Annotated in this window: 15 protein-coding genes and 1 pseudogene; 14 read left to right on the top strand and 2 right to left on the bottom strand. The window is 53.6% G+C overall.

Features of this window, described 5'->3' with window-relative positions:
• The first annotated feature begins 217 nt into the window (after nt 1–217).
• The 6 genes and pseudogenes from Q8O92_10765 (at nt 218) to Q8O92_10740 (ending at nt 4,932) form a co-directional block, all read left to right on the top strand.
• Nucleotides 218–421: a hypothetical protein gene (locus Q8O92_10765; protein ID MDP2983796.1), complete on the top strand. Its 204-nt coding sequence runs from the start codon at nt 218–220 to the stop codon at nt 419–421.
• Entirely contained in the window at nt 418–1,008 is a 591-nt protein-coding gene (locus Q8O92_10760) for an HAD family hydrolase (protein MDP2983795.1), read from the top strand. Before Q8O92_10765 ends, Q8O92_10760 begins: the two co-directional genes overlap by 4 nt.
• Before the next feature lie 16 nt (nt 1,009–1,024).
• Nucleotides 1,025–1,186, top strand: a pseudogene (locus tag Q8O92_10755) (tyrosine-type recombinase/integrase).
• A 161-nt stretch (nt 1,187–1,347) separates the two neighbouring features.
• Nucleotides 1,348–1,989: a hypothetical protein gene (locus tag Q8O92_10750; GenBank protein MDP2983794.1), complete on the top strand. Its 642-nt coding sequence runs from the start codon at nt 1,348–1,350 to the stop codon at nt 1,987–1,989.
• A gap of 468 nt (nt 1,990–2,457) precedes the next feature.
• Nucleotides 2,458–2,604 (top strand): hypothetical protein, encoded by a 147-nt coding sequence (locus Q8O92_10745; protein ID MDP2983793.1) that lies wholly within the window; start codon nt 2,458–2,460, stop codon nt 2,602–2,604.
• 318 nt (nt 2,605–2,922) lie between these two features.
• Complete coding sequence (locus Q8O92_10740) at nt 2,923–4,932, top strand: hypothetical protein (protein ID MDP2983792.1); 2,010 nt, start codon at nt 2,923–2,925, stop codon at nt 4,930–4,932.
• 164 nt (nt 4,933–5,096) lie between these two features.
• Here Q8O92_10740 and Q8O92_10735 read toward each other — a convergent pair whose 3' ends face one another.
• Entirely contained in the window at nt 5,097–6,407 is a 1,311-nt protein-coding gene (locus Q8O92_10735; protein MDP2983791.1) for an amidohydrolase/deacetylase family metallohydrolase, read from the bottom strand.
• A 188-nt stretch (nt 6,408–6,595) separates the two neighbouring features.
• Here Q8O92_10735 and Q8O92_10730 point away from each other — a divergent pair, with 188 nt between their 5' ends.
• Genes Q8O92_10730 through Q8O92_10705 form a run of 6 tightly spaced genes read left to right on the top strand, consistent with a single transcriptional unit; the run spans nt 6,596 to nt 12,484 of the window.
• On the top strand, nt 6,596–7,582 hold the full coding sequence (locus Q8O92_10730; protein MDP2983790.1) for a PIG-L family deacetylase: 987 nt from the start codon (nt 6,596–6,598) through the stop codon (nt 7,580–7,582).
• A 9-nt stretch (nt 7,583–7,591) separates the two neighbouring features.
• Nucleotides 7,592–8,476 (top strand): PIG-L family deacetylase, encoded by an 885-nt coding sequence (locus tag Q8O92_10725; protein ID MDP2983789.1) that lies wholly within the window; start codon nt 7,592–7,594, stop codon nt 8,474–8,476.
• A 17-nt stretch (nt 8,477–8,493) separates the two neighbouring features.
• The gene (locus Q8O92_10720) at nt 8,494–9,711 is read left to right on the top strand and encodes a RidA family protein (protein ID MDP2983788.1); all 1,218 of its coding nucleotides are present in this window, start codon (nt 8,494–8,496) and stop codon (nt 9,709–9,711) included.
• A 16-nt stretch (nt 9,712–9,727) separates the two neighbouring features.
• Complete coding sequence (locus Q8O92_10715) at nt 9,728–10,960, top strand: aminotransferase class V-fold PLP-dependent enzyme (protein MDP2983787.1); 1,233 nt, start codon at nt 9,728–9,730, stop codon at nt 10,958–10,960.
• Between the two features lie 39 nt (nt 10,961–10,999).
• Nucleotides 11,000–11,380, top strand: coding sequence for a hypothetical protein (locus Q8O92_10710; GenBank protein ID MDP2983786.1), 381 nt, complete (start codon nt 11,000–11,002; stop codon nt 11,378–11,380).
• Nucleotides 11,381–11,407: 27 nt separating this feature from the next.
• The gene (locus Q8O92_10705) at nt 11,408–12,484 is read left to right on the top strand and encodes an RraA family protein (protein MDP2983785.1); all 1,077 of its coding nucleotides are present in this window, start codon (nt 11,408–11,410) and stop codon (nt 12,482–12,484) included.
• A 306-nt stretch (nt 12,485–12,790) separates the two neighbouring features.
• Here the strand turns inward: Q8O92_10705 and Q8O92_10700 are convergent, their stop codons facing one another.
• On the bottom strand, nt 12,791–14,020 hold the full coding sequence (locus Q8O92_10700; protein ID MDP2983784.1) for a M28 family peptidase: 1,230 nt from the start codon (nt 14,018–14,020) through the stop codon (nt 12,791–12,793).
• Nucleotides 14,021–14,282: 262 nt separating this feature from the next.
• Between Q8O92_10700 and Q8O92_10695 the strand changes: the two genes are divergently transcribed.
• Nucleotides 14,283–16,499, top strand: coding sequence for an acetylxylan esterase (locus Q8O92_10695; protein MDP2983783.1), 2,217 nt, complete (start codon nt 14,283–14,285; stop codon nt 16,497–16,499).
• Between the two features lie 154 nt (nt 16,500–16,653).
• Nucleotides 16,654–18,420 carry a gamma-glutamyltransferase gene (gene ggt, locus Q8O92_10690; protein MDP2983782.1) on the top strand — a complete coding sequence of 589 codons (1,767 nt, stop codon included), beginning with the start codon at nt 16,654–16,656 and terminating at the stop codon, nt 18,418–18,420.
• Nucleotides 18,421–18,850: the final 430 nt, after the last annotated feature.

The raw sequence follows: 18,850 nt of genomic DNA, 5'->3' as shown, positions 1-18,850 counted from the left end.
CCCCCTTAAAAAGGGGGTCGCCGCTCAAGCGGCGGGGGGATCTTTATTCGCCGGGAAGAAGAAATCCCCCCTGCCTTTGGCATCCCCCCTTGTTAAGGGGGGAATATGAATCCAACTTTATTGCATTGACTTAACACTAGTATCGAAACGAAGATTGACTATATTGCTCCTGTCAAAGAATTTGCTGTGTTCAATGCCAAAGCAGAGGAGGATATACATGCAAACCATAAAAACATATTATGAAGATTTGCCGGAAACAATCAGTATTCCAAGGGAATTTATTCATAAAAAAGCGAAGATAATCATAATTATGGAAGAAGATTCCTTGAAAAACACCAAACGGCTGGTTGATATTTTTGGAATACTCCCGGATTTTCCCGACCGTTTTCCCCAGGGTGACTATGGCGGGAGGATACTCTGAACGACCGGAAATTTGTATTTCTTGACCGTGACGGCGTCATCAACGCGGAGCGGGGCAACTACACCACAACCATCGAACAGTGGGAATGGGCCGATGGGGCGCTCGAAGGATTGAAAATGCTCGCCGGGGCCGGTTATGGAATCATCGTAATCACCAACCAGGCCTGCATCGCCAAAGGACTTCAGACCGAGGAAGGGCTTGCGAAACTCCATAATTTCATGATCCGGCGCATCCGTGAGTATGGAGGCGACATCCTTCGCATCTATCACTGCCCGCACGAGACCCCGGACGGCTGCTCCTGCCGCAAGCCCGCTCCCGGCATGATCCTTCAGGCGGCGGAAGATTTACATATTCCCCTTACGGAGACCTTTTTCATCGGCGACTCCCTCCGTGACATGGAAGCCGGAAGGCGCGCCGGAGTCCGCACCATACTCATCGATACCGGCCTCAGCTCGGACAGCCCCCGGACACAGTTTGCGCCGGGCGAGTTCAGGGCGAACAACCTGGTGGATGCAGTGAGAATCGTTTTCAGGGAAACGGGGAAAAGTTTGCAGAGGGGTATAGATGCCGAAACAAGTTCGGCATGACAGCCCCGTGTCATTCGCTGGCTATGACATTCGAACCGTACAGGAACTTCTGGGTCACAGCGACGTCAAGACGACGATGATCTACACCCATGTCCTCAATCGGGGACCGGCCGGGGGTGCGAAGCCCCGTGGACGGGCTATGAGGCCAGGACGGATGATGATATGCCGATCCGCATAAAACGCTGTAATAAAATGCTCAATGCAACGCAAGTAGCTGAAGATTCAAGGATTAGCGCGCAACTGTAAGATAATCCAGCGGCGTGTTATTTTGACAGGAAAGCAAGATTCCGCATATTATGCGGATCAATCTAATTATTGTTGGGGCAGCAGAGACAGAAGATGAAATCGATCGGGTTCATGTCAGAGAATACAGCGGCATATGCACTGATGCCCGATCTTGTCAGCCATCTTTCGGCGCACCATAGACGGATCATCCCCCTTCGGTTCTCGTCAACCCGCGAGGGTGCGAGAACAGCGGACGAGAGCATGGGGGACCGCCGGGTAAAGGTCCTCGCCGTATACGCCAGACGACCGAAGGTCACTCACGCAGGAGACGAGACTATCCTTGTCAAACTCAACAGTCTTCTCTTCGCCAGCGCCAGGGTCGGTGCCGGATTCGGGATTCCAGTGTTGGCTGGCGTTCCCCTTGTCAGCAGTCTCCTGCATTTTTCAATCGGCGTGCCATGCGCGTGGTTCCTTCTTGAACCAGTCGAACAGGCGGACACGGAATTTAACCTTCGGCTTTCGCAGCCACGGGAAGTCGAGAATCCGGTGAGCGGTGTTTCAGGACCGCTGACGCGCGAGGAAATCGCCGACGTGGCAGCGTCAAAGTGTCGGGAAATGGACTGGATGTTGGCTGCGGAAGGAATGCGCTCTGTCAGAGACACGGAGCAGGGCTATCGCGGCCCTTTCGGCGCTGGATACACACCGTTCTTCCTCGCCATGACAGCGAAGGAAGGGGAGGCCCCAACAACGGCCTGAACGGTACGGCTCGCAAGCTCGCCGCCCGTTAGGCCTGACGTTATGCTGAACGGGTTCCCTTTTCTTGCATAGCAAATGTTGTCAATCGGCATTTTTTTCACACGGAGAATAAATGAGAACACTAAGAAAAATCGTCCTGTTACCTGTCATAATAGTCGCTGTCAGCTTTCCTTTTTACCGGGCGTACGCGGACGACCAGTTGAAGGTTGACCGGTAACATTCGCGATACACGTCCGTCTGTTGCAGCTTGTGCTTGCGCAACGCGCCTTGAACCCGGCGGCTGAATTCTGCGTTAGCCATCAGTATCGAAAGCGAAAGATATGGATAACGAATTAATCAATATAAAGATAGACAAAAGATTCTTTTCAGTGGGATCATTATCAGATCAATCAGATGATAAAGATTATTGGTTTGCCAGGAATCCAATTGAAAGAATGCGACACATCGAAGTATTAAGAAGGATTAATTATGGACATGGTGCTACCACCAGACTTCAAAGAGTTTTTGAAATTACTGAACGATAAAAATATTCAGTATTTATTGATTGGTGGATATGCGGTTGGTTATCACGGATATCCTCGAGCAACAAATGATATGGATATATTGAAATACTAACCACAATTTCAGGTGTTGATTTTGAGAACCTGCCTTGAAAATGGTTTTGGCTAACAAAAAAGATGATTCGGCAAAAAGTATTACAAAGCTTTCCGTTCTATCGAAACCTCACCCGGCCTTCAGCCACCCTCTCCTAATTAGGAGAGGGTAAAGACATGTTACGCTGAGAGTTACCCCCTCTCCTGACTAGGAGAGGGGGACAGGGGGTGAGGTTTAACAACACCAGAAAATAATGTAAAAATTACTTTTTGTCGGTTCATCAAAAAAATGCAGCCGACAAAACCGCCGTGTTACGATTTGAATTTTTGCGGAGAGGAAATGAGAACACTAAGAAAAATCGTCCTAATCCCTGTCATAATAGCCGCTGTCAGCTTTCCTTTTTTCCGGGCGTACGCGGACGACCAGTTAAAGGTCGACCGTCCGGATGCGGTATACCAGTCCGTTATGACCAAACAGGCAGTGGAGCGCAGGGTGACCTCCTGGTTTCACGGCTTTTATCTGAACGGCATGCCAAAAGAGGTTCAGCAGAAATATACTCCCGAAATGTGGGCAAGGGAGCAGGCGCATTACCTGACAGAAGCCGGAGAGGCTGGCATGGACGGCCCGTTTGCCACCTGGTCGCTCAGAGTCGTGGGCGAGCAGGGCGCTGACAGCCTGTTTCAGAAATATGGGATGATGTGGCCCTACATGGCGCATTCAAGCGCGGTATCAAACGATGCGCGGGACAAGGGGGCGGCTTTTGTCGGAACAGACAAAATGGTTGGCTGCTGGGATCCCACCTATATCGATGCGGCAAGCGTGTATACCGAGCGCTGGCTCGGCCTGTATGGAAAGAGCAGATGGTTCTCTGTGTTGAACGGGAGAGACGAGCCGCTTAATTATGCCTGTACCATACGGAATCCAGCCGTGGTGGGGATGGTGAACGCCGCTTTGAAAAAACAGTACGGTGTTTCCATCGAGCTTTCCCCGGGAGATATGAAAGTGGATTGGAGTAAATGGCCGACCGATCCCCATATTCTAAACAAGCCGCCGCGGGATGTGGCGCTGCTCCGCATTGCCATGTGGCGCTGGCTGAACCAGCAGCTCTACCCGGCGGCGAAACATGAGCACGAGATCATGCGCCGCCTCGCCCCCGGAAAAGTGCACCAGGCATACAACCGCAACGCCATCAATATCCGCGATGTGATCGACCAGCCGGTCCGTCATTCCATCGATTTCATCGATCAGTCCGTTATCTACGATGTGACCGACATCTTCTCCGCCGATCCCTATCCAACCACCAATCTCAACCGTGACGGGAAAGCCCGGGCGCTCTACCATGTCGGGTTCGTGAGCAAGATGGTGACCGATCTTGCCGCCGGGAAGCCGGTGAAGATGATTCTCCAGGCTTTTAAATACGCGGGGATAACTCCGACCCGCGATGACCTCCGTGAGTGGGCCAGCCAGGCCGCCAAAGCGGGGGCTACCCACCTGGAGTGGTATTCGATGGGCAACTCTCGTTTCGCCTGGCCTGAAATTTATACCGAATCGCTCCGCCTGGCCCGTCTCTGGAAAGACCTCCCGGCACTCGATATCCCGAAATCGAAAGACCTGGCGGTAATTTTCAGCGATGATTCGCGGGCAGCGGTGAATGACGCCATCCTCCATCCGCACTATACTCTCCATGTCCTTCTGGGAGAAAAACTCGGCGCATGGTACACTCTGGTTGGTGAAAATCACGTGCGGAAGGGTTTGCAGTCTCTGGAAGGCGTAAACGTGATAATCGCGCCGGAGCTGGGATATGTTTCCCGGTCATTCGTCAGCCTCCTCATCGAGAAAGTGGTGAGAGGCGCAACTCTCATTATACTCGACCCGGATGCGATCCAGTATGACATCGAGACCGGGTCACTGGACAGTGAACGTCTCCGCCTCGTGGGCGCTCCCCTGGGCGTGAAGCGTGATGCCGCGCAGATCATTCCTACGCCTGAGGGACGGAAACGGTTTGCGGGAATCGATGCATTGCCTCTCTCGCCGGGAATTGGTCGGGCAGCCCGTACGGTCGCTCTCCCCAAAGGCGCCGTGGCGCTTTTCACCTTCGAAGACGGGAAACCGGCCGTTTTCAGCCGCAGCCTGGGCAAAGGGGAAGTAATTTTCTTCGCCGCCATGCCGTTCGGGAACAGTGACACGGCGCTCGCCCCTTCAGGGTGGGACACACTGTTCGCCTCTCTCCTGAAAGAGCGCGATGTGACACTGAATCAGCCCATCTGGCGGTTCTCGTTCCCGGCCACGGGGGGCGAGGTGAAGACCTTCAAACCTCTCGTCCCCTATCCTGTGGAAAAAGAGAACTAGGGTAAGGCTGGTCAGGGTTACGGGCAATACGGTTCACTTAGGCGAAAAAAGACAGGATAATTAACCACGAACCACACAAAAGGCACAAAAAATGATTTTATCAAAAAGCAAATTTCGTGTTTTTCGTGATTTTCGTGGTTAAATGAACTGTATTGGGATATTCCCTATCTTTTCATCCCCGTGGGATTCTTCCAGTAATCGGAATCTTTTGGAATCTTATCGTATGCGGGATAACTCCAGGCATTCGGGTCATAGACAATCTTCCCGCCGGATACGGTCATCATACACTCCAGTTTCTTATCTCCCCGTAGTTTTCCGCCGCTCGAATCGAGGAAGGCGAAATCGCCTTTTACCAGCCGGATTACCGCAATATCCGCAGGCGAGCCGGCGCTCAGGTTTCCCAACTCCGGATGATGAATGACATTCGCCGGATTCACCGTTGTGCGGCGGATGATATCCTCAAGCGGAACGCCGATATTCAGCAGTTTTGACATGACTGTGATCATGGTTATGACCGGACCGCTGGAGTTGGCCCCGTGGAGATCGGTGCTGATGGTATTGGGAATGAATCCCTGCCGGATTGCCGGGACTGCATTACGGTACACGAAACTCCCGGCGCCGTGCCCCAGGTCGAAAATCACCCCCCTTTTCTGTGCGGCAATGAGGTCTTCGTTCACCCTGCCGTCATCGTCCAGAACCGGAATATGACGGGCAAAATTATGGGTATGGATGTCTCCCGGGCGGAGTTTCAAGAGGATAAGATCATGGTAGGAGCGCTCAGGATAGTCTCCCTGCGCCGGGCGGGGATAGAAATCGACCATCACCGGCAGATTGGCCAGGCGGCCCGCCTCCACGAGGCTGTCCACAGAAGCCCAGGGTGTATGGATGGGGTCGTAAGGCCTGGTAGTCCAGTAATGAGCGGATTTGAATCCCACGATACTATTGGGATATTTCTTCGTCGTCTCCACCGCCAGGGCAACATCGAACTCGTGGGGATTCTGCTCCCCTTCGTTCATTCCTGTGGCGGAGATATTGAGGAACGCCAGAATGCGGGTTTTGGAGGAGTCTATCAGCTTTTTGAAATCCGGAAAACTCTTCGCCCCGGAAGTGCCCGCATCGACCACGGTGGTAACACCGGAAATAAAGCTCTTGTCATCGGCGATAATCGACCTCGCCTCCGGGGTGAAAAAGGTATAGAAGGCGTGCACATGCATGTCGATGAATCCGGGGGTGACGATATATCCGGAAACGTCGATGACCTTTTTCGCTTCCCCCGCCGGGATGTTTTTGGCCGTCCGTGCGATAACCGCGCCCTGAACGGCGACGTCCGTGACCATGTCCACCTGGTTCGCCGGATCGATCACCCGGCCGCCCTTGAGCAGGAGATCGTACTGTGCGCCCTGCTGGGCAACAGCAGGAATACCAGCCAAGAATAGTATCGACATGCAAATCATTGCCGACAGTACTTTACTCATTCCAATTTCTCCTTATCAGAGTGCAATGACATATTTCTCTTTGTATATATACATAAAATGCGTATGAGATGACAGCATTTTCTCACTTGATTCGCGTAAAAAAGCCCTATGTACCATTTGAAAAAAAATGTATCTTTTCTTAACATAATATTGATGGTATCCGCATCATTTCTCAAGGAGGTATGAGTATGGAAAGGCGCACGTTCCTGGGAAGGACGCTTGCTGGAGGCGCGCTCGTGGGCGGCGCGGCGGGCATGTCCGGCGCACCGCCCGCGTATGCCTCACAGTCGATCCGCATGATTTTCACCGATGACCTCGTTGTGGAGCGTGACATCCCGGGCCGTCCGCACGATGGCAAGGTTCTCGCCGCCATACAGCCTCACGCAGATGACATCCCCATTTTCGCTGCCGGGACGGTAGCCAAGCTCATCAGCGAGGGCTACACCGGCTACCTCATCAACACCACGAACGACGACCACGCTGGGCCGGGAACAGTGGGCGACACGGTGGTAGGGAACGAGGATGATGTTCTCGAGGTTGCAAAAGCGCTCGGCCTTAAGAAAGTTTTTAACCTCGGTTACCGTAACCACCGCATGGAGGATATCGACATCATCGAGATGAAAGCCCGGCTTATCTTTCTGTTCCGGGTGCTGAAAGTGGATACGGTCATCGGATATGACCCGTGGGGCCTTTACGAAGAGAACCCGGATCACTACATCACCGCACAGGCAGTGGAGGCGGCCTGCTGGATGGCGGGCGGCGGCAAGGATTACCCCGAACACTTCAAAGCTGGCATCAAGCCCCGCAGCGTCCGTGAAAAGTATTACCATGCCCGCGGGCCACAGCTTGTCAACCGCATTGTGGACATCAGCTCCCATGTGGACGAAATGGTACGATCGAATACGGCCAACAAGTCCCAGGGCCCCGCCGGCAGAGCGGGAGTAAAGCTCCGCGACCGCCTGGCTAAGGAGGGGAAGAAACTCCCTGTGCTGGGAGACAGCGACGATACCGCCAATTTCCAATATGTGAAGCAGTTCCTCCTTGAGGATGAAAGGGCGCTCGGCAAGAAATACGGCGTCGAATATGCCGAAGCGTTCCATTACATCGGCCCGGGGGCGAGCTACGCTCCGACCATGGACGATTACATTAAAAAGAACGCTGTGCCGCTGAAATAAGGAGTTTATATGAGCAGATCCGATATCGGGGAAATCGTGGTGGAAAAGGACGCCGAAGGGACGCCCCACAAAGGAAAGGTTTTCGCGGCCATTCACGCCCATCTGGACGATATCCCCTACTACTGCGCCGGGACCTGCGCCAAGCTCATCGGTGAAGGATATACCGGCTACATCATCCGCACCACGAACGATGAGCGCTGCGGCCCCGGCACCACGAACCGTAATATCAAGAGCAATGAGGAGGAGCATTTCAAGATGGCGAAGGTTGTCGGCTTCTCCGATGTGTACGACCTCTACTATCGCAACCACGATATGAACTCCATCTCCACGCTGGAATTCCGTTCACGGCTGGTGTTCATCTTTCGGATGCTGAAAGTGGATACGGTTGTCACTTTCAATCCGTGGGGGCACGGCGAGGAGAATCCAGATCACTGGGTGACCGGACGGGTGGCGGAAGAAGCCTGCTGGATGTCCGGTATGGGTAATGACTACCCGGAGCACCGCGAGGCGGGTATCCAGCCCCACAGCGTCCTGGAGCGCTACTACTTCGTGGGCCGTCCCGGCCAGCCCTATAACCGTGTAGTGGACATCGGCTCGTACGTGGAGAAAAAAATCGACTCCATTGCAGAGTGCCGCTCCCAGGGAGGCGGGAATTCCGGCTCTCTCCTCCGTGCGAGCCTTGCGAAACAGGGGAAAAAGCTCCCCATTCTCGGCAATGACGACCGTACCGCAGACCGTGATTACATCCGCCATTTCATGCTCGGCGACGAGGAGCGCAACGGCAAGGAGCACGGATTGAAGTACGCCGAATGCTTCTACTATATCAATCAGCGCCGCCCGGAGGGTAAAACCGAGGTGGAAAAGTACATCGAGAAAAATTCCGTAAAGATATAAAACAGGAGAACCGTACCATGATTAAAAACTGTCTATGGCTCTTTCCACTTACCTTTCTCTTCGTCTCGGCGTTCCCCGCTTTTGCCCAGCTCCCTGTGAAGAAATTCCTCACACCGGACGGAAAACGCCCTGCCGGTCTTTTCGCGCCGGGCGTTATGGTGGGAAATACCGTGTATGTTGCGGGAAAGGGTGACTACAAACCCGACGAGGAAATCGCAGGCAAGGTCCGAAACTGCCTGAACGAGGTCCGGAAGACGCTCCAGACCGCTGGTCTCGACATGAACAGCGTGGTCCATTCATTCTGTTACCTGGAAGACCCTAATTATTATCCGGAATTCAACAAGGTTTACGCTGAATTCTTCCCCAAAAATCCGCCCGCGCGCACTACGCTGGGAGTGCCCCAGGTTCCCGGCGACTCCCGCATCGAAATCACCTGCATCGCCTATGCCGACCCAAAGGGTGTGAAGCCTGTCGGGACACCGCCTGAAGGATTCCCTTTTACACCTGGCATCATAGCGGGAGACATGCTCTATATCTCCGGCAAGGGCGACCAGCTTCCCGGCGGCGGGCATCCGGCAGCTTTCGAGGATCAGGTCCGCCAGACCATGCGTAATGTGCAGGCTACGCTGAAGGAGGCCGGGCTGGACTTCCGTCACACGGTCATGATGCACCTTTTCCTCGACAGCTATGAAAACTACGCTGTCGCGGCCAAGGTCTACAGCGAATTCTTCAAACGCGGGGATGAGCCGGCGCTCGCTTCTGTGTTCGTGGACTGGATTCCGGGCGGCTCGCATGTCGAGCTTACCTGCTGGGCAGCTACGAACCTCAAAGACCGTAAAGCAGTACGTCCCCCGGATATGAAATCCATTCCCGGAGAAAGCGCACTGGCCGCAAGTCCCGCGGTTTGGGCGGGAAATACTCTCTATATATCCTCTCTTTCGGGATTTGACATCTCCACGGGCGCGGTTCCGGCCGATATCGAACAGCAGGTGCGCGGAATGGCGCGCAACCATCAGGACGTTCTTACCGCCGCCGGGCTTGGATTCGCAGACATCGTTTCCGGCCATGTCTACCTCAAAGATATCAACGACTATGCTCCCATGAACAATGTGTACAAGGAATTTTTCTCCGCAGGCCCCGGAGTCCGCACCTGTCTCATGCCAAACTCAGGGTATGAAAAGAACGATGTGAAGGTACGGGCATCGTTCATCGCGGCAAAGACGAAAACGGAATAAAGCCGGAGGTTTGCACATGAAAGAAATCAATAAAGGAAATGGATTTTTCGGCCTTCTTTCCCGCCGGGGATTTTTTCGCGGCACAGGGCTTGCAGCGCTGGCCGGGCTTGCCGGAAGCAGGGCTGAAGCTGCTTCCGGGACGAAAGGGCTACACACCACCTACGAATCCATCGGGGTACGCCCTGTCATCAACTGCTGGGGGACAATGACCATCCTGAGCGGCTCTCTCATGCTCCCCGAAGTAAAAGCGGCCATGGACGAAGCGGGGAAACATTACGTGCACATGGACGAGCTCATGGAAGGCGCAGGCAAACGTCTTGCCGAGCTTACCGGAGCCGAATGGGGCATAATCGCTTCCGGCGCGGCCGGCGCCATCACCGGCGCAACCGCGGCCTGTATGGCCGGCGCCGACCCGGAGAAGATGTCCATGCTTCCCGACACCACAGGGATGAAGAACGAGGTGCTCATCCATACCTCTCACCGTGTTGTATACGACCGCTCGGTGTGGATGACCGGGGCGAAAATGGTCGAAGTGAACTCGGCCGATGCGATGGAACATGCGGCGGGAGACAAAACCGCCATGATCTTCGTCCTCGGCGAGGCGCTGGACAACGGCAGGATCACCCTTGAGGAAATCGTGGCAATCGGAAAGCGTCACAGCATCCCTGTGCTCGTGGACGCCGCCGCCGAGCGCCCGGATGTCCCGAACCGCTACCTGCAGGGAGGCGCAGACCTTGTTGCCTACAGCGGCGGAAAATGTCTGCGCGGACCCCAGAGCGCAGGGCTGCTCCTCGGACGGAAGGACCTCTGCCGGGCCGCGTTTCTCAACATGTCGCCGCACCACGCGTTCGGCCGTCCCATGAAGGTCGATAAGGGGGAGATCATCGGCCTTCTCACCGCAGTCGACATGTGGGTGAACCACCGCGACCACAAAGCCGAGTTCCGTGAGTGGGAGCGCAAGCTGAACTATATCGGAAACCGGGCCGCAAAAATCCCAACGGTAACCTTTACCGTCAACCAGCCTACGCGCCGCTCGAATGTGGCGCCCACCATGGATATCTCATGGGATCAGAGCAGGGTAAAAATTACCCCGGATGAGGCGAACAGTCAGCTCAGCGAGGGAATTCCCCGCATCTATATGTCCCTTAACGGGAAAGGACTCTCCATTATGTCCTACATGATGGAAAAGGGGGACGAAATCGTCGTCGCCCGGCGGATTGCGGAGGTTCTGTCCAAGGCTGTCTCATAGGGAAAAGCTTTTTCACGAGTCTTTCATAAGAGGGAGTACATGAATGTAAAATATACAATATCTCTGTTGGTGACTCTTTCCCTGCTTCTCCCCGCAGCCGTCACCGCCCAGGAGAAAGCGGCGACTATCGACGGAACCTGGGAAATTACCCTATCCTTTGTCCGTGGTACAGCGAAACATATCGCGATCATCACGCAGAAGGACGCCGCCATTTCCGGAACCTACCGTGGAGAAATTAAGGAAGGAACACTTCGGGGTACGGTCAGGGACAATACGGTGGATTTCACCGGCCGTCTGAAAAATGAGGCCCTCACGGTGAGCTTCCATTACACCGGCGTGGTCGATGGCGACACGATGAAGGGAACGGTGGAAATGGGTGAATTCTGGAATGCCGAGTGGACGGCGAAGAAAAAGAAATAGAAAGCTGATAATTCATGTAATTTATTGTTGGTAATAATCATAGATGCCGAAACGGTTTCACCGTTCCCGCCTGCGGCAACGGTTTCATCGTTCCCGCGAAGCGGCAACAAGTTCGGCATGACACGTGTCATCCTGAACTCGTTTCAGGATCTAAGGAGCAACATGAGCATACTATGTAAAAGTCTTCTGGCCGGAACCGCCGCCGTTTTTTTATGGTGTGCGGTTTGGAGCAGCGCCAATGCGCAGGTAGGCGTTTTTAACAAACAGGACCTCCTTGATTATACTCCGCTCTACAAGGGAGAGCGTTTCGCCGACGGCCGTCCCAAAGTGCCTGACGCCATCCTTGACCGAATGAAGGATGTCTCCATCGAGGAGGCATGGTCTGTGCTTCGAAAATACGGATTCAACGATCAGTTCGAAGGTAACTGGACAATCAACATTCCCAGCCCCAATCTGGTGGGGAGAGCAGTGACCGGCGTTTTCATGCCCCTCCGGCCCGATGTGAACGATGTCATCAAAGCACGCGGGGAAAAGGAAAAACGGATCGGCGCCCAAAATTCATGGATCATAGACACCCTGGTCAAGCGTGATGTTCTGGTAGTCGACCTGTTCGGCAAGATTGTGGGAGGAACCTACGCAGGTGACAACCTGAGCAATTCCATCAAGACGAAAACCGGAACCGGAATCATCATCGACGGCGCCTGCCGCGACCTGCGCGGCATAAATGAAATCGCGGATTTCCCGGTATTCGTGCGCGGCTGGGACCCTTCGTTCCTGGTGGATGTCATGCTCATGGGAATCAACTCGCCCATACGGATCGGGAGGGCGACGGTCATGCCCGGCGATGTTGTGCTGGCCAACGCCGAGGGAGTGATCTTCATCCCGGCGCACCTTGCGGAAGAGGTTGTGGAAACCTCCGAGCTGATACGGTATAGGGATGATTTCGGCCATCAGAGGCTTCGTGAAGGCAAATACACCCCCGGCCAGATCGACAGCAGATGGTCCGAACCCATCGAGCGGGATTTCGACACCTGGCTGAAAGAAAAAGGGAAAAAGCTCACCCCCTGGCAGATCGAACAGCTCAAAAAAACCCGGACTTGGTGAGAGCGGATGAGATCAAGTTTATGTAAAATTTAAACAAACGTTTATTTATTCATACCTCTTTTTAACTCACCCCATAATCCCCTCTCTTGCAAGCAATAGAGGGGAAGACCCCTCTTTGCCTCATAACAAATGGCTTGAGAAAGGCCACGGGGTTTCCCCCTCTATTATTTATAAGAGAGGGGGTCAGGGGGTGAGTTTATAAAATAATTAATTACAATAAGATAGTATCAAGAAAATTTGTTTGTGTATAATCCGAAAAATATTTCATGAATCGTTCGGGTTATCAGACTTTTGATACTCTTCTTTTTACATATTCTGAATCCGGTTCAGGAACTCTTTGAACAACTGGAAGGCGATCTCTACCGGCTCGAATCTTACCGTGGCAGCCACATCCTCCGGGCGGTGCCAGGTGATGGCGTTCATATCGCTGTCCGGCACCGAATCGCATACAAGTCCGCGGGCGGTGAGACCCGCATCCCGAAGAGGGCGGGTTTCACGGCCGCTATCGCTTCCATTTCTCCATTCCGGCGTGCCTTTGAGATGCAGATCTTTCGTTATGGCGAGCAGGATATCCATCAGTTCTTTATCTTTGGTGATGATCGACATATCCGGGCCCCAGCTTACCCCGTCGAAACAGGCGATGAATTTTATTTTCTGCAGGGTGCCGTCGGCTTTCCATGTCTGTGCCAGGTGTTTCACCCCCAGCCAGGCATATTCTTCCCCGGTGGTGGCCATGATCCTCACTGTCTTTTTAGGACGGGTACCCGAAAGCGCATGTGCGATCATGAGCAGCATGATCACGGAAGAAGTGTTATCATTGGCGCCGGGAGCGTTGTAGGTTGTGTCGAGGTGCGCATAGTACACGATCTGGTCGGGGCTTTCACCGGGAAGGGTGCCGATCAGATTGCTGGTTTTCTTTCCGGGAATGTAATCGACTATATAGTGTAAATGAACCGGAGTCTTTTCGGATACAGCCGCTTCGAGAATGGAAACATCCTGTTTTCCCACACATACATTGGTAATACCTCCCGGTTCCTTGTCATAGGTCATCCACGACCGCGGACAAGCTTTGCCTTTGGGGGCAATGGTGACAATTGCGATAGTGTTTCCGGCGGAATCGATAAGGTAGTAAGGAATCGTCGCGCTGGCATTCTTCTTCAATGTCCCGGTCAAACCTTCCGGCGAAGTGCCCCGAGTACCGGGGCTGGGGCAGGCTTCCACCGCTTTCCCGCCGACAGTTAAATCCACTTTGGTTCTCAAAACCCACTGGCTGAATTCGATGGTATCGAGCGTAGTTGTGAATCCGGCCGATTCCAGCTCCTTTTTAACTATCGCCAGCGCTTTGTCAAACTGCGGGGAACCGATGGGGTGCGGGCCAAGATCGGTGACAAGGGCTTTCAGCATTTTCGAAAGATATGTTTGCCTCTTTTCCGGTGTGTCCACGAGGCCGGGGCCGTGCAGGGAGGGTTTCATGGCGGAACAGCCGGCTGCAAGCGGCAGCGCCAGCGCGGTTTGCATAAAATGACGTCTTCTCATAGTTCACCCGGATGAATTTGAATGGTTTCAATGACCGGTACATTACTGTTTCCTTGGTGCATCTCAAGGTATCCATGAAGAATAGGCAAGGTCAAGTTATTTTTATAGATTACGCTTGTAAAGCACCCCCTTTTTTTAAGAGAGGGGATGTATGACTAACAACATTTTCTCAACGCTTGTCAAACCGAAAAAATCCTCGTATCTTCCAGAAATCAAATACGACGACATTTGATACTGCCCTTTTATAACTTGGGAGGATGCAATGAAAACCCTTTTGTCCTTGCTCTTTCGTTCTATTCCAATCTTCTGTATCTCAGCAATCTTTATGTTTCTTTTCTCCGCAAACGCCTGCGCGCAGACGGAAGACCTCACTGTCCTGAAAGGCTGGAGGCAGTATGCCGGGGCCGACCAGGCGCTCTATAACGAGATTGTGCGTGAAGCCTATTCATACCTTGACAGTCGCGATGCCGCCCTGGCGCGAATCAAAACCCCCGAGGAATGGAAAGGATATATTACCGGCATCAGGCAGAAACTCCGTGATGCATTCGGCCCGCTGCCGGAAAAAACACCGCTGAACGCCCGCACAACCGGGGAATTCGAGCATGAGGGGGTTAAGGTTGAGAAGGTGATTTTCGAGTCGCGCCCCGGATTCCAGGTTACCGGCTGTTTCTTCAAACCGGCGCAGGCAAAGGGGAGGCTTCCCGTAGTCCTGTATGTTTGCGGCCATTCCGTGGACGGGTTTAGGTCGGAGCCGTATCAGGCAGTGATCCTCAACCTTGCCCGCAAGGGGATAGCGGTTTTCGCCATCGATCCGGTGGGTCAGGGCGAGCGTCTGCAATACTTTGACCCCCGGAAGAATACATCGGTCATCGGGGGGCCGACGAACGAACATTCCTATGCCGGTCTCCCCTATCTTCTCCTGGGGCGGACGATGGCCATGGTTCGCCTCTGGGACGGCATCCGGGCGATTGACTATCTTGTTGCGAGGCCGGATGTCGATCCCGGAAAGATCGGCGTGCACGGCCGTTCCGGAGGAGGCACTATGTCGGCGTACATCGGCGCCATGGACAGCCGGATTGCCGCGGCAGCCCCGGAATGTTACATAACCAGCTTCCGCCGCCTTTTCCAGTCCATCGGCCCGCAGGATGCGGAGCAGAACCTGCTCGGTCAGATTTCGTCCGGACTCGACCACGGCGATTTCATCCTGGCCCGCGCGCCTAAACCGACCTTGATAGTCACCACCACCCGCGACATGTTCAGCATCCAGGGCGCCCGTGAGACTGTTCAGGCGGCCCGCCCCGCATTCAAGGCGCTGGGAGCGGAGGAGAACCTGCGGATGATCGAGGATGACGCCCCCCATCAATCTACAAAACTGAATCGTGAGCGGGTATATGCGTTTTTCATGAAAACCTTCGGTGTGAGCGGCAGCCCCGATGATGAAACCATCCCTTCGATCCACCCGGAGCTTCTCAAGGTCACCTCGACCGGACAAACAGCCTCCGCAGGTTCAAAAACCGTCTATGACTTCATCCGAGATGACTCTCAAAGCATTCTCAAGAATCTTGAAAATTCCCGGAAACAGGCGGCAGTGCACTCGGAAAAAGTCCGCAGGGCTGTTCAGGCTCTCTCCGGTTTTTCTCAGGCGAAAAAGCTCTCCGAAACGGTTTTTGCCGGGAGGTTTCGGCATGAAGGGTATTCTATCGAGAAACTGATCATCGACGCCGAAGCACCACTCCCTATACCGGCGCTGGCATTTGTTCCGGATGGCGGAGGAAAACATCCGGGGGTACTGTATGTGAGTCAGAAGGGTAAAGAGAGCGATACCGGGACCGGCGGGCTGGTCGAATCGCTCGTACGCAACGGGTATCTTGTACTGGCGGTAGATCTTCCCGGCTTCGGGGAGCTGTCAAGCAGCGTAAAGGGCGATGATTCGGTCATCCGGGGGATAAGCTATAACCTCGTTTTCGGCGCCCAGCTCATCGGCGGCAGTGTGACCGGAATCCAGGCCGGGGCAGCATCCCGCGCCCTGCGGTATCTGGCTTTACGGCCTGATGCGGCGCCCGGCAAACTATCCGCCCTTTCGCGGGGCTTAACCGGCCCCGCGCTTATCCATGCCGCTGCGTTCGAAAAATCCCTTTCCGCTTTGGCGCTGGTCGAATCTCCGCTTTCCTGGGAATCGATCCTGCATCACCGGTTTTATGATCAGGGAATCGGCTCCACCATTGTGCCTTCCGCGCTCCTTTCCTATGATCTGCCGGATCTCCTGGGACTTCTCGCTCCCCGCCCCTGCATGCTTGTGGATGCTCTGGACGGAGACGGGAAGCCTGCTTCCACGGAGCTAAGTGATCGGGTGACCGGGATGGTGAAATCTTTCTATGGACAGAATGCGGATGTCCTGACTGCAGAGAATACCGATTCTCAAATTCAGTTGACGGGTTTTATTCTGCGCTGGCTGGTGAGATATAATCCAGCGCGATGAACCCTTCAAAGAGACTTATAAAAATAGAATCATGTTAATCCTGTAAATCCTGTCAAAAATAAAGATGCCGAAACGGTATTATCGTTCCCGCAAAGCGGCAACAAGTTCGGCATGACATCGTCCGATCACCAGAGCCGCAATACGAGGAGAATCCATGAATCCGGGCGCGTTGAAACAAAAGAAAGCAGAAACCAATTTTCCCCAAAAGTTAGTCTTCCTCATTAATATTCTACCGTTGCTTATTCTCCTGTTGTTTAGTTCAGGAACATCACGGGCTGAACTTCCCGCACCGGGAACAGTACAGCCGGTCGAATCACGGAACGGTATGATATCCAGCCAGCATGCCCTGGCGACCCGGGCGGGTCTGGAAGTTCTCCGGGAAGGGGGAAACGCGGTTGACGCCGCTGTGACTGTCGGATTTGCGCTGGCGGTTACCCTGCCCTCCGCCGGGAACCTTGGCGGAGGAGGTTTCATGCTGGTACACCTGGCCAGGTCCCATGAGACCATTGCCATCGATTACCGTGAGAAAGCCCCGCAAGCGGCCTCACGGGATATGTATCTCGATAAGGACGGCGCTGTCATCCCCCGTAAATCGACCTACAGCTACCAGGCGGTGGGAGTGCCGGGGACTGTGGCCGGTCTCGCCCTGGCGCTGAAGAAATACGGTACGATTCCCCTCTCAAAAGCTTTGAAACCGGCAATCGAGCTGGCGGATAAGGGTTTTATCGTGGATGAATATCTGCATGATTCTCTCCTCGGCGCGAAAAAAGAGATGATAAACTATCCGGCCAGCATGGCGGTTTTTTTCAAGGAGGGCGGCGAACCTTACGAGACAGGCGAGCGTATCGTGCAAAAAGACCTGGCCTGGAGCCTTAAAGAAATCGCCAGGGATGGCCCCCAGGCTTTTTACAGCGGGAGCATCGCAAAGAAAATCACCGCCGACATGGAAGCGAACGGCGGCCTTATCACACCGAAAGACCTTGCGGCCTATCATCCGGTCATACGGAAACCTGTCCACGGCGTCTACCGGGGATACGACATCTACTCCATGCCGCCTCCCAGCTCCGGCGGTGTTCATCTCATCCAGATGCTTAACCTTCTGGAGCAGTTTCCGGTGGATTCCCTCGGATGCAACACCCCGGAAACCATCCACCTGATGGTGGAATGCATGAAACTGGCCTATGCCGACCGCTCAAAATTCCTGGGCGATTCGGATTTTGTAAAGGTGCCTGCGGCCGGTCTTACCTCCAGGCGTTACGCCGATGACCTCCTGAAGAAAATCGATCTCAGGAAGGTGACTCCAAGCGCCGAAATACTGCCGGGGAATCCGGGCGGCTATGAAAGCGATCAGACCACCCACTATTCGGTCATGGACAGATACGGCAATGCGGTTGCCAATACGTATACGCTGAATTTCAGCTATGGCGCCTGCATTACCGCCGCCGGGACTGGAATTCTCCTGAACGACGAAATGGATGATTTCTCCGCCAAGGTCGGCGCGTCCAATGCTTATGGCCTCCTCGGAGACGCCGCGAATGCAATAGAGCCGGGGAAAAGGATGCTCTCCTGCATGACCCCGACCATAGTACTCAAGGACGGCAAAGCATACCTGGTAACCGGAAGCCCGGGAGGGAGCAGAATCATCACCACTACTCTGCAGGTGATCATGAATGTGCTGGATCACCGGATGAACATAGCCGACGCCACGAATGCAGTCCGTATTCACCACCAGTGGATGCCCGATGTTCTCTATGTCGAGAAAGGTTTGAATGAGGTCACCCTGCGCCGTCTGATGGAAAGCGGCTACAAGGTGGAAGTACGGGGATACATGGGCTGTACGCAGACTATCATGCACCGGGGCAAAATATTTTTCGGCGCCGCCGACCCGAGGGGATCATCCTCTCTGGCGGAGGGATATTAAAAGAAGCTGCAAAGTGACAGAGTAAAAGAAAATTCCAAAGTCTATGCTTTTCTCCTGGATTCTTTATTTGCGAACTTTGCGGGAGATTTTTTATATTTTACCCTCATTATTCCGGATTATTCATAAAGTTACGTAAGTACTATCTAAACTTATTTTTAAACAAATACTTATGCCTAATTTTGGAAAGCAGCCCCCTAAATCCCCCAAAGGGGAACTTAACATGGTAAATATAATAATATGTAAGTGAAATATAATTGTTAAAAACTGTTACGCTTAGTCTTTCAGTCTTTAACCCGAATTATGCATGTAAAAGAGATTTTAGTCTCTGTTAACGTTAAAACTACAGCCCCCTAAATCCCCCAAAGGGGGACTTAAAAGACTGCAATACAAGGCTTAATTGGTTTTTTTAAAAAAGTTACACCTTCACATT

It is taken from the genome of Candidatus Latescibacter sp. (genome assembly GCA_030692375.1).
GTDB lineage: Bacteria > Latescibacterota > Latescibacteria > Latescibacterales > Latescibacteraceae > JAUYCD01.
Note: the sequence above shows the minus strand (reverse complement) of the source record. Positions and strands in the feature narration are given on the sequence as shown.

Bases quoted from the DNA above. Each gene is read 5' to 3' on its own strand.
- Q8O92_10765 (MDP2983796.1), top strand. From the start codon at position 218: ATGCAAACCATAAAAACATATTATGAAGATTTGCCGGAAACAATCAGT.
- Q8O92_10750 (MDP2983794.1), top strand. From the start codon at position 1,348: ATGAAATCGATCGGGTTCATGTCAGAGAATACAGCGGCATATGCACTG.
- Q8O92_10745 (MDP2983793.1), top strand. From the start codon at position 2,458: ATGGACATGGTGCTACCACCAGACTTCAAAGAGTTTTTGAAATTACTG.
- Q8O92_10740 (MDP2983792.1), top strand. From the start codon at position 2,923: ATGAGAACACTAAGAAAAATCGTCCTAATCCCTGTCATAATAGCCGCT.
- Q8O92_10735 (MDP2983791.1), bottom strand. From the start codon at position 6,407: ATGAGTAAAGTACTGTCGGCAATGATTTGCATGTCGATACTATTCTTG.
- Q8O92_10730 (MDP2983790.1), top strand. From the start codon at position 6,596: ATGGAAAGGCGCACGTTCCTGGGAAGGACGCTTGCTGGAGGCGCGCTC.
- Q8O92_10725 (MDP2983789.1), top strand. From the start codon at position 7,592: ATGAGCAGATCCGATATCGGGGAAATCGTGGTGGAAAAGGACGCCGAA.
- Q8O92_10720 (MDP2983788.1), top strand. From the start codon at position 8,494: ATGATTAAAAACTGTCTATGGCTCTTTCCACTTACCTTTCTCTTCGTC.
- Q8O92_10715 (MDP2983787.1), top strand. From the start codon at position 9,728: ATGAAAGAAATCAATAAAGGAAATGGATTTTTCGGCCTTCTTTCCCGC.
- Q8O92_10710 (MDP2983786.1), top strand. From the start codon at position 11,000: ATGAATGTAAAATATACAATATCTCTGTTGGTGACTCTTTCCCTGCTT.
- Q8O92_10700 (MDP2983784.1), bottom strand. From the start codon at position 14,020: ATGAGAAGACGTCATTTTATGCAAACCGCGCTGGCGCTGCCGCTTGCA.
- Q8O92_10695 (MDP2983783.1), top strand. From the start codon at position 14,283: ATGAAAACCCTTTTGTCCTTGCTCTTTCGTTCTATTCCAATCTTCTGT.
- ggt (MDP2983782.1), top strand. From the start codon at position 16,654: ATGAATCCGGGCGCGTTGAAACAAAAGAAAGCAGAAACCAATTTTCCC.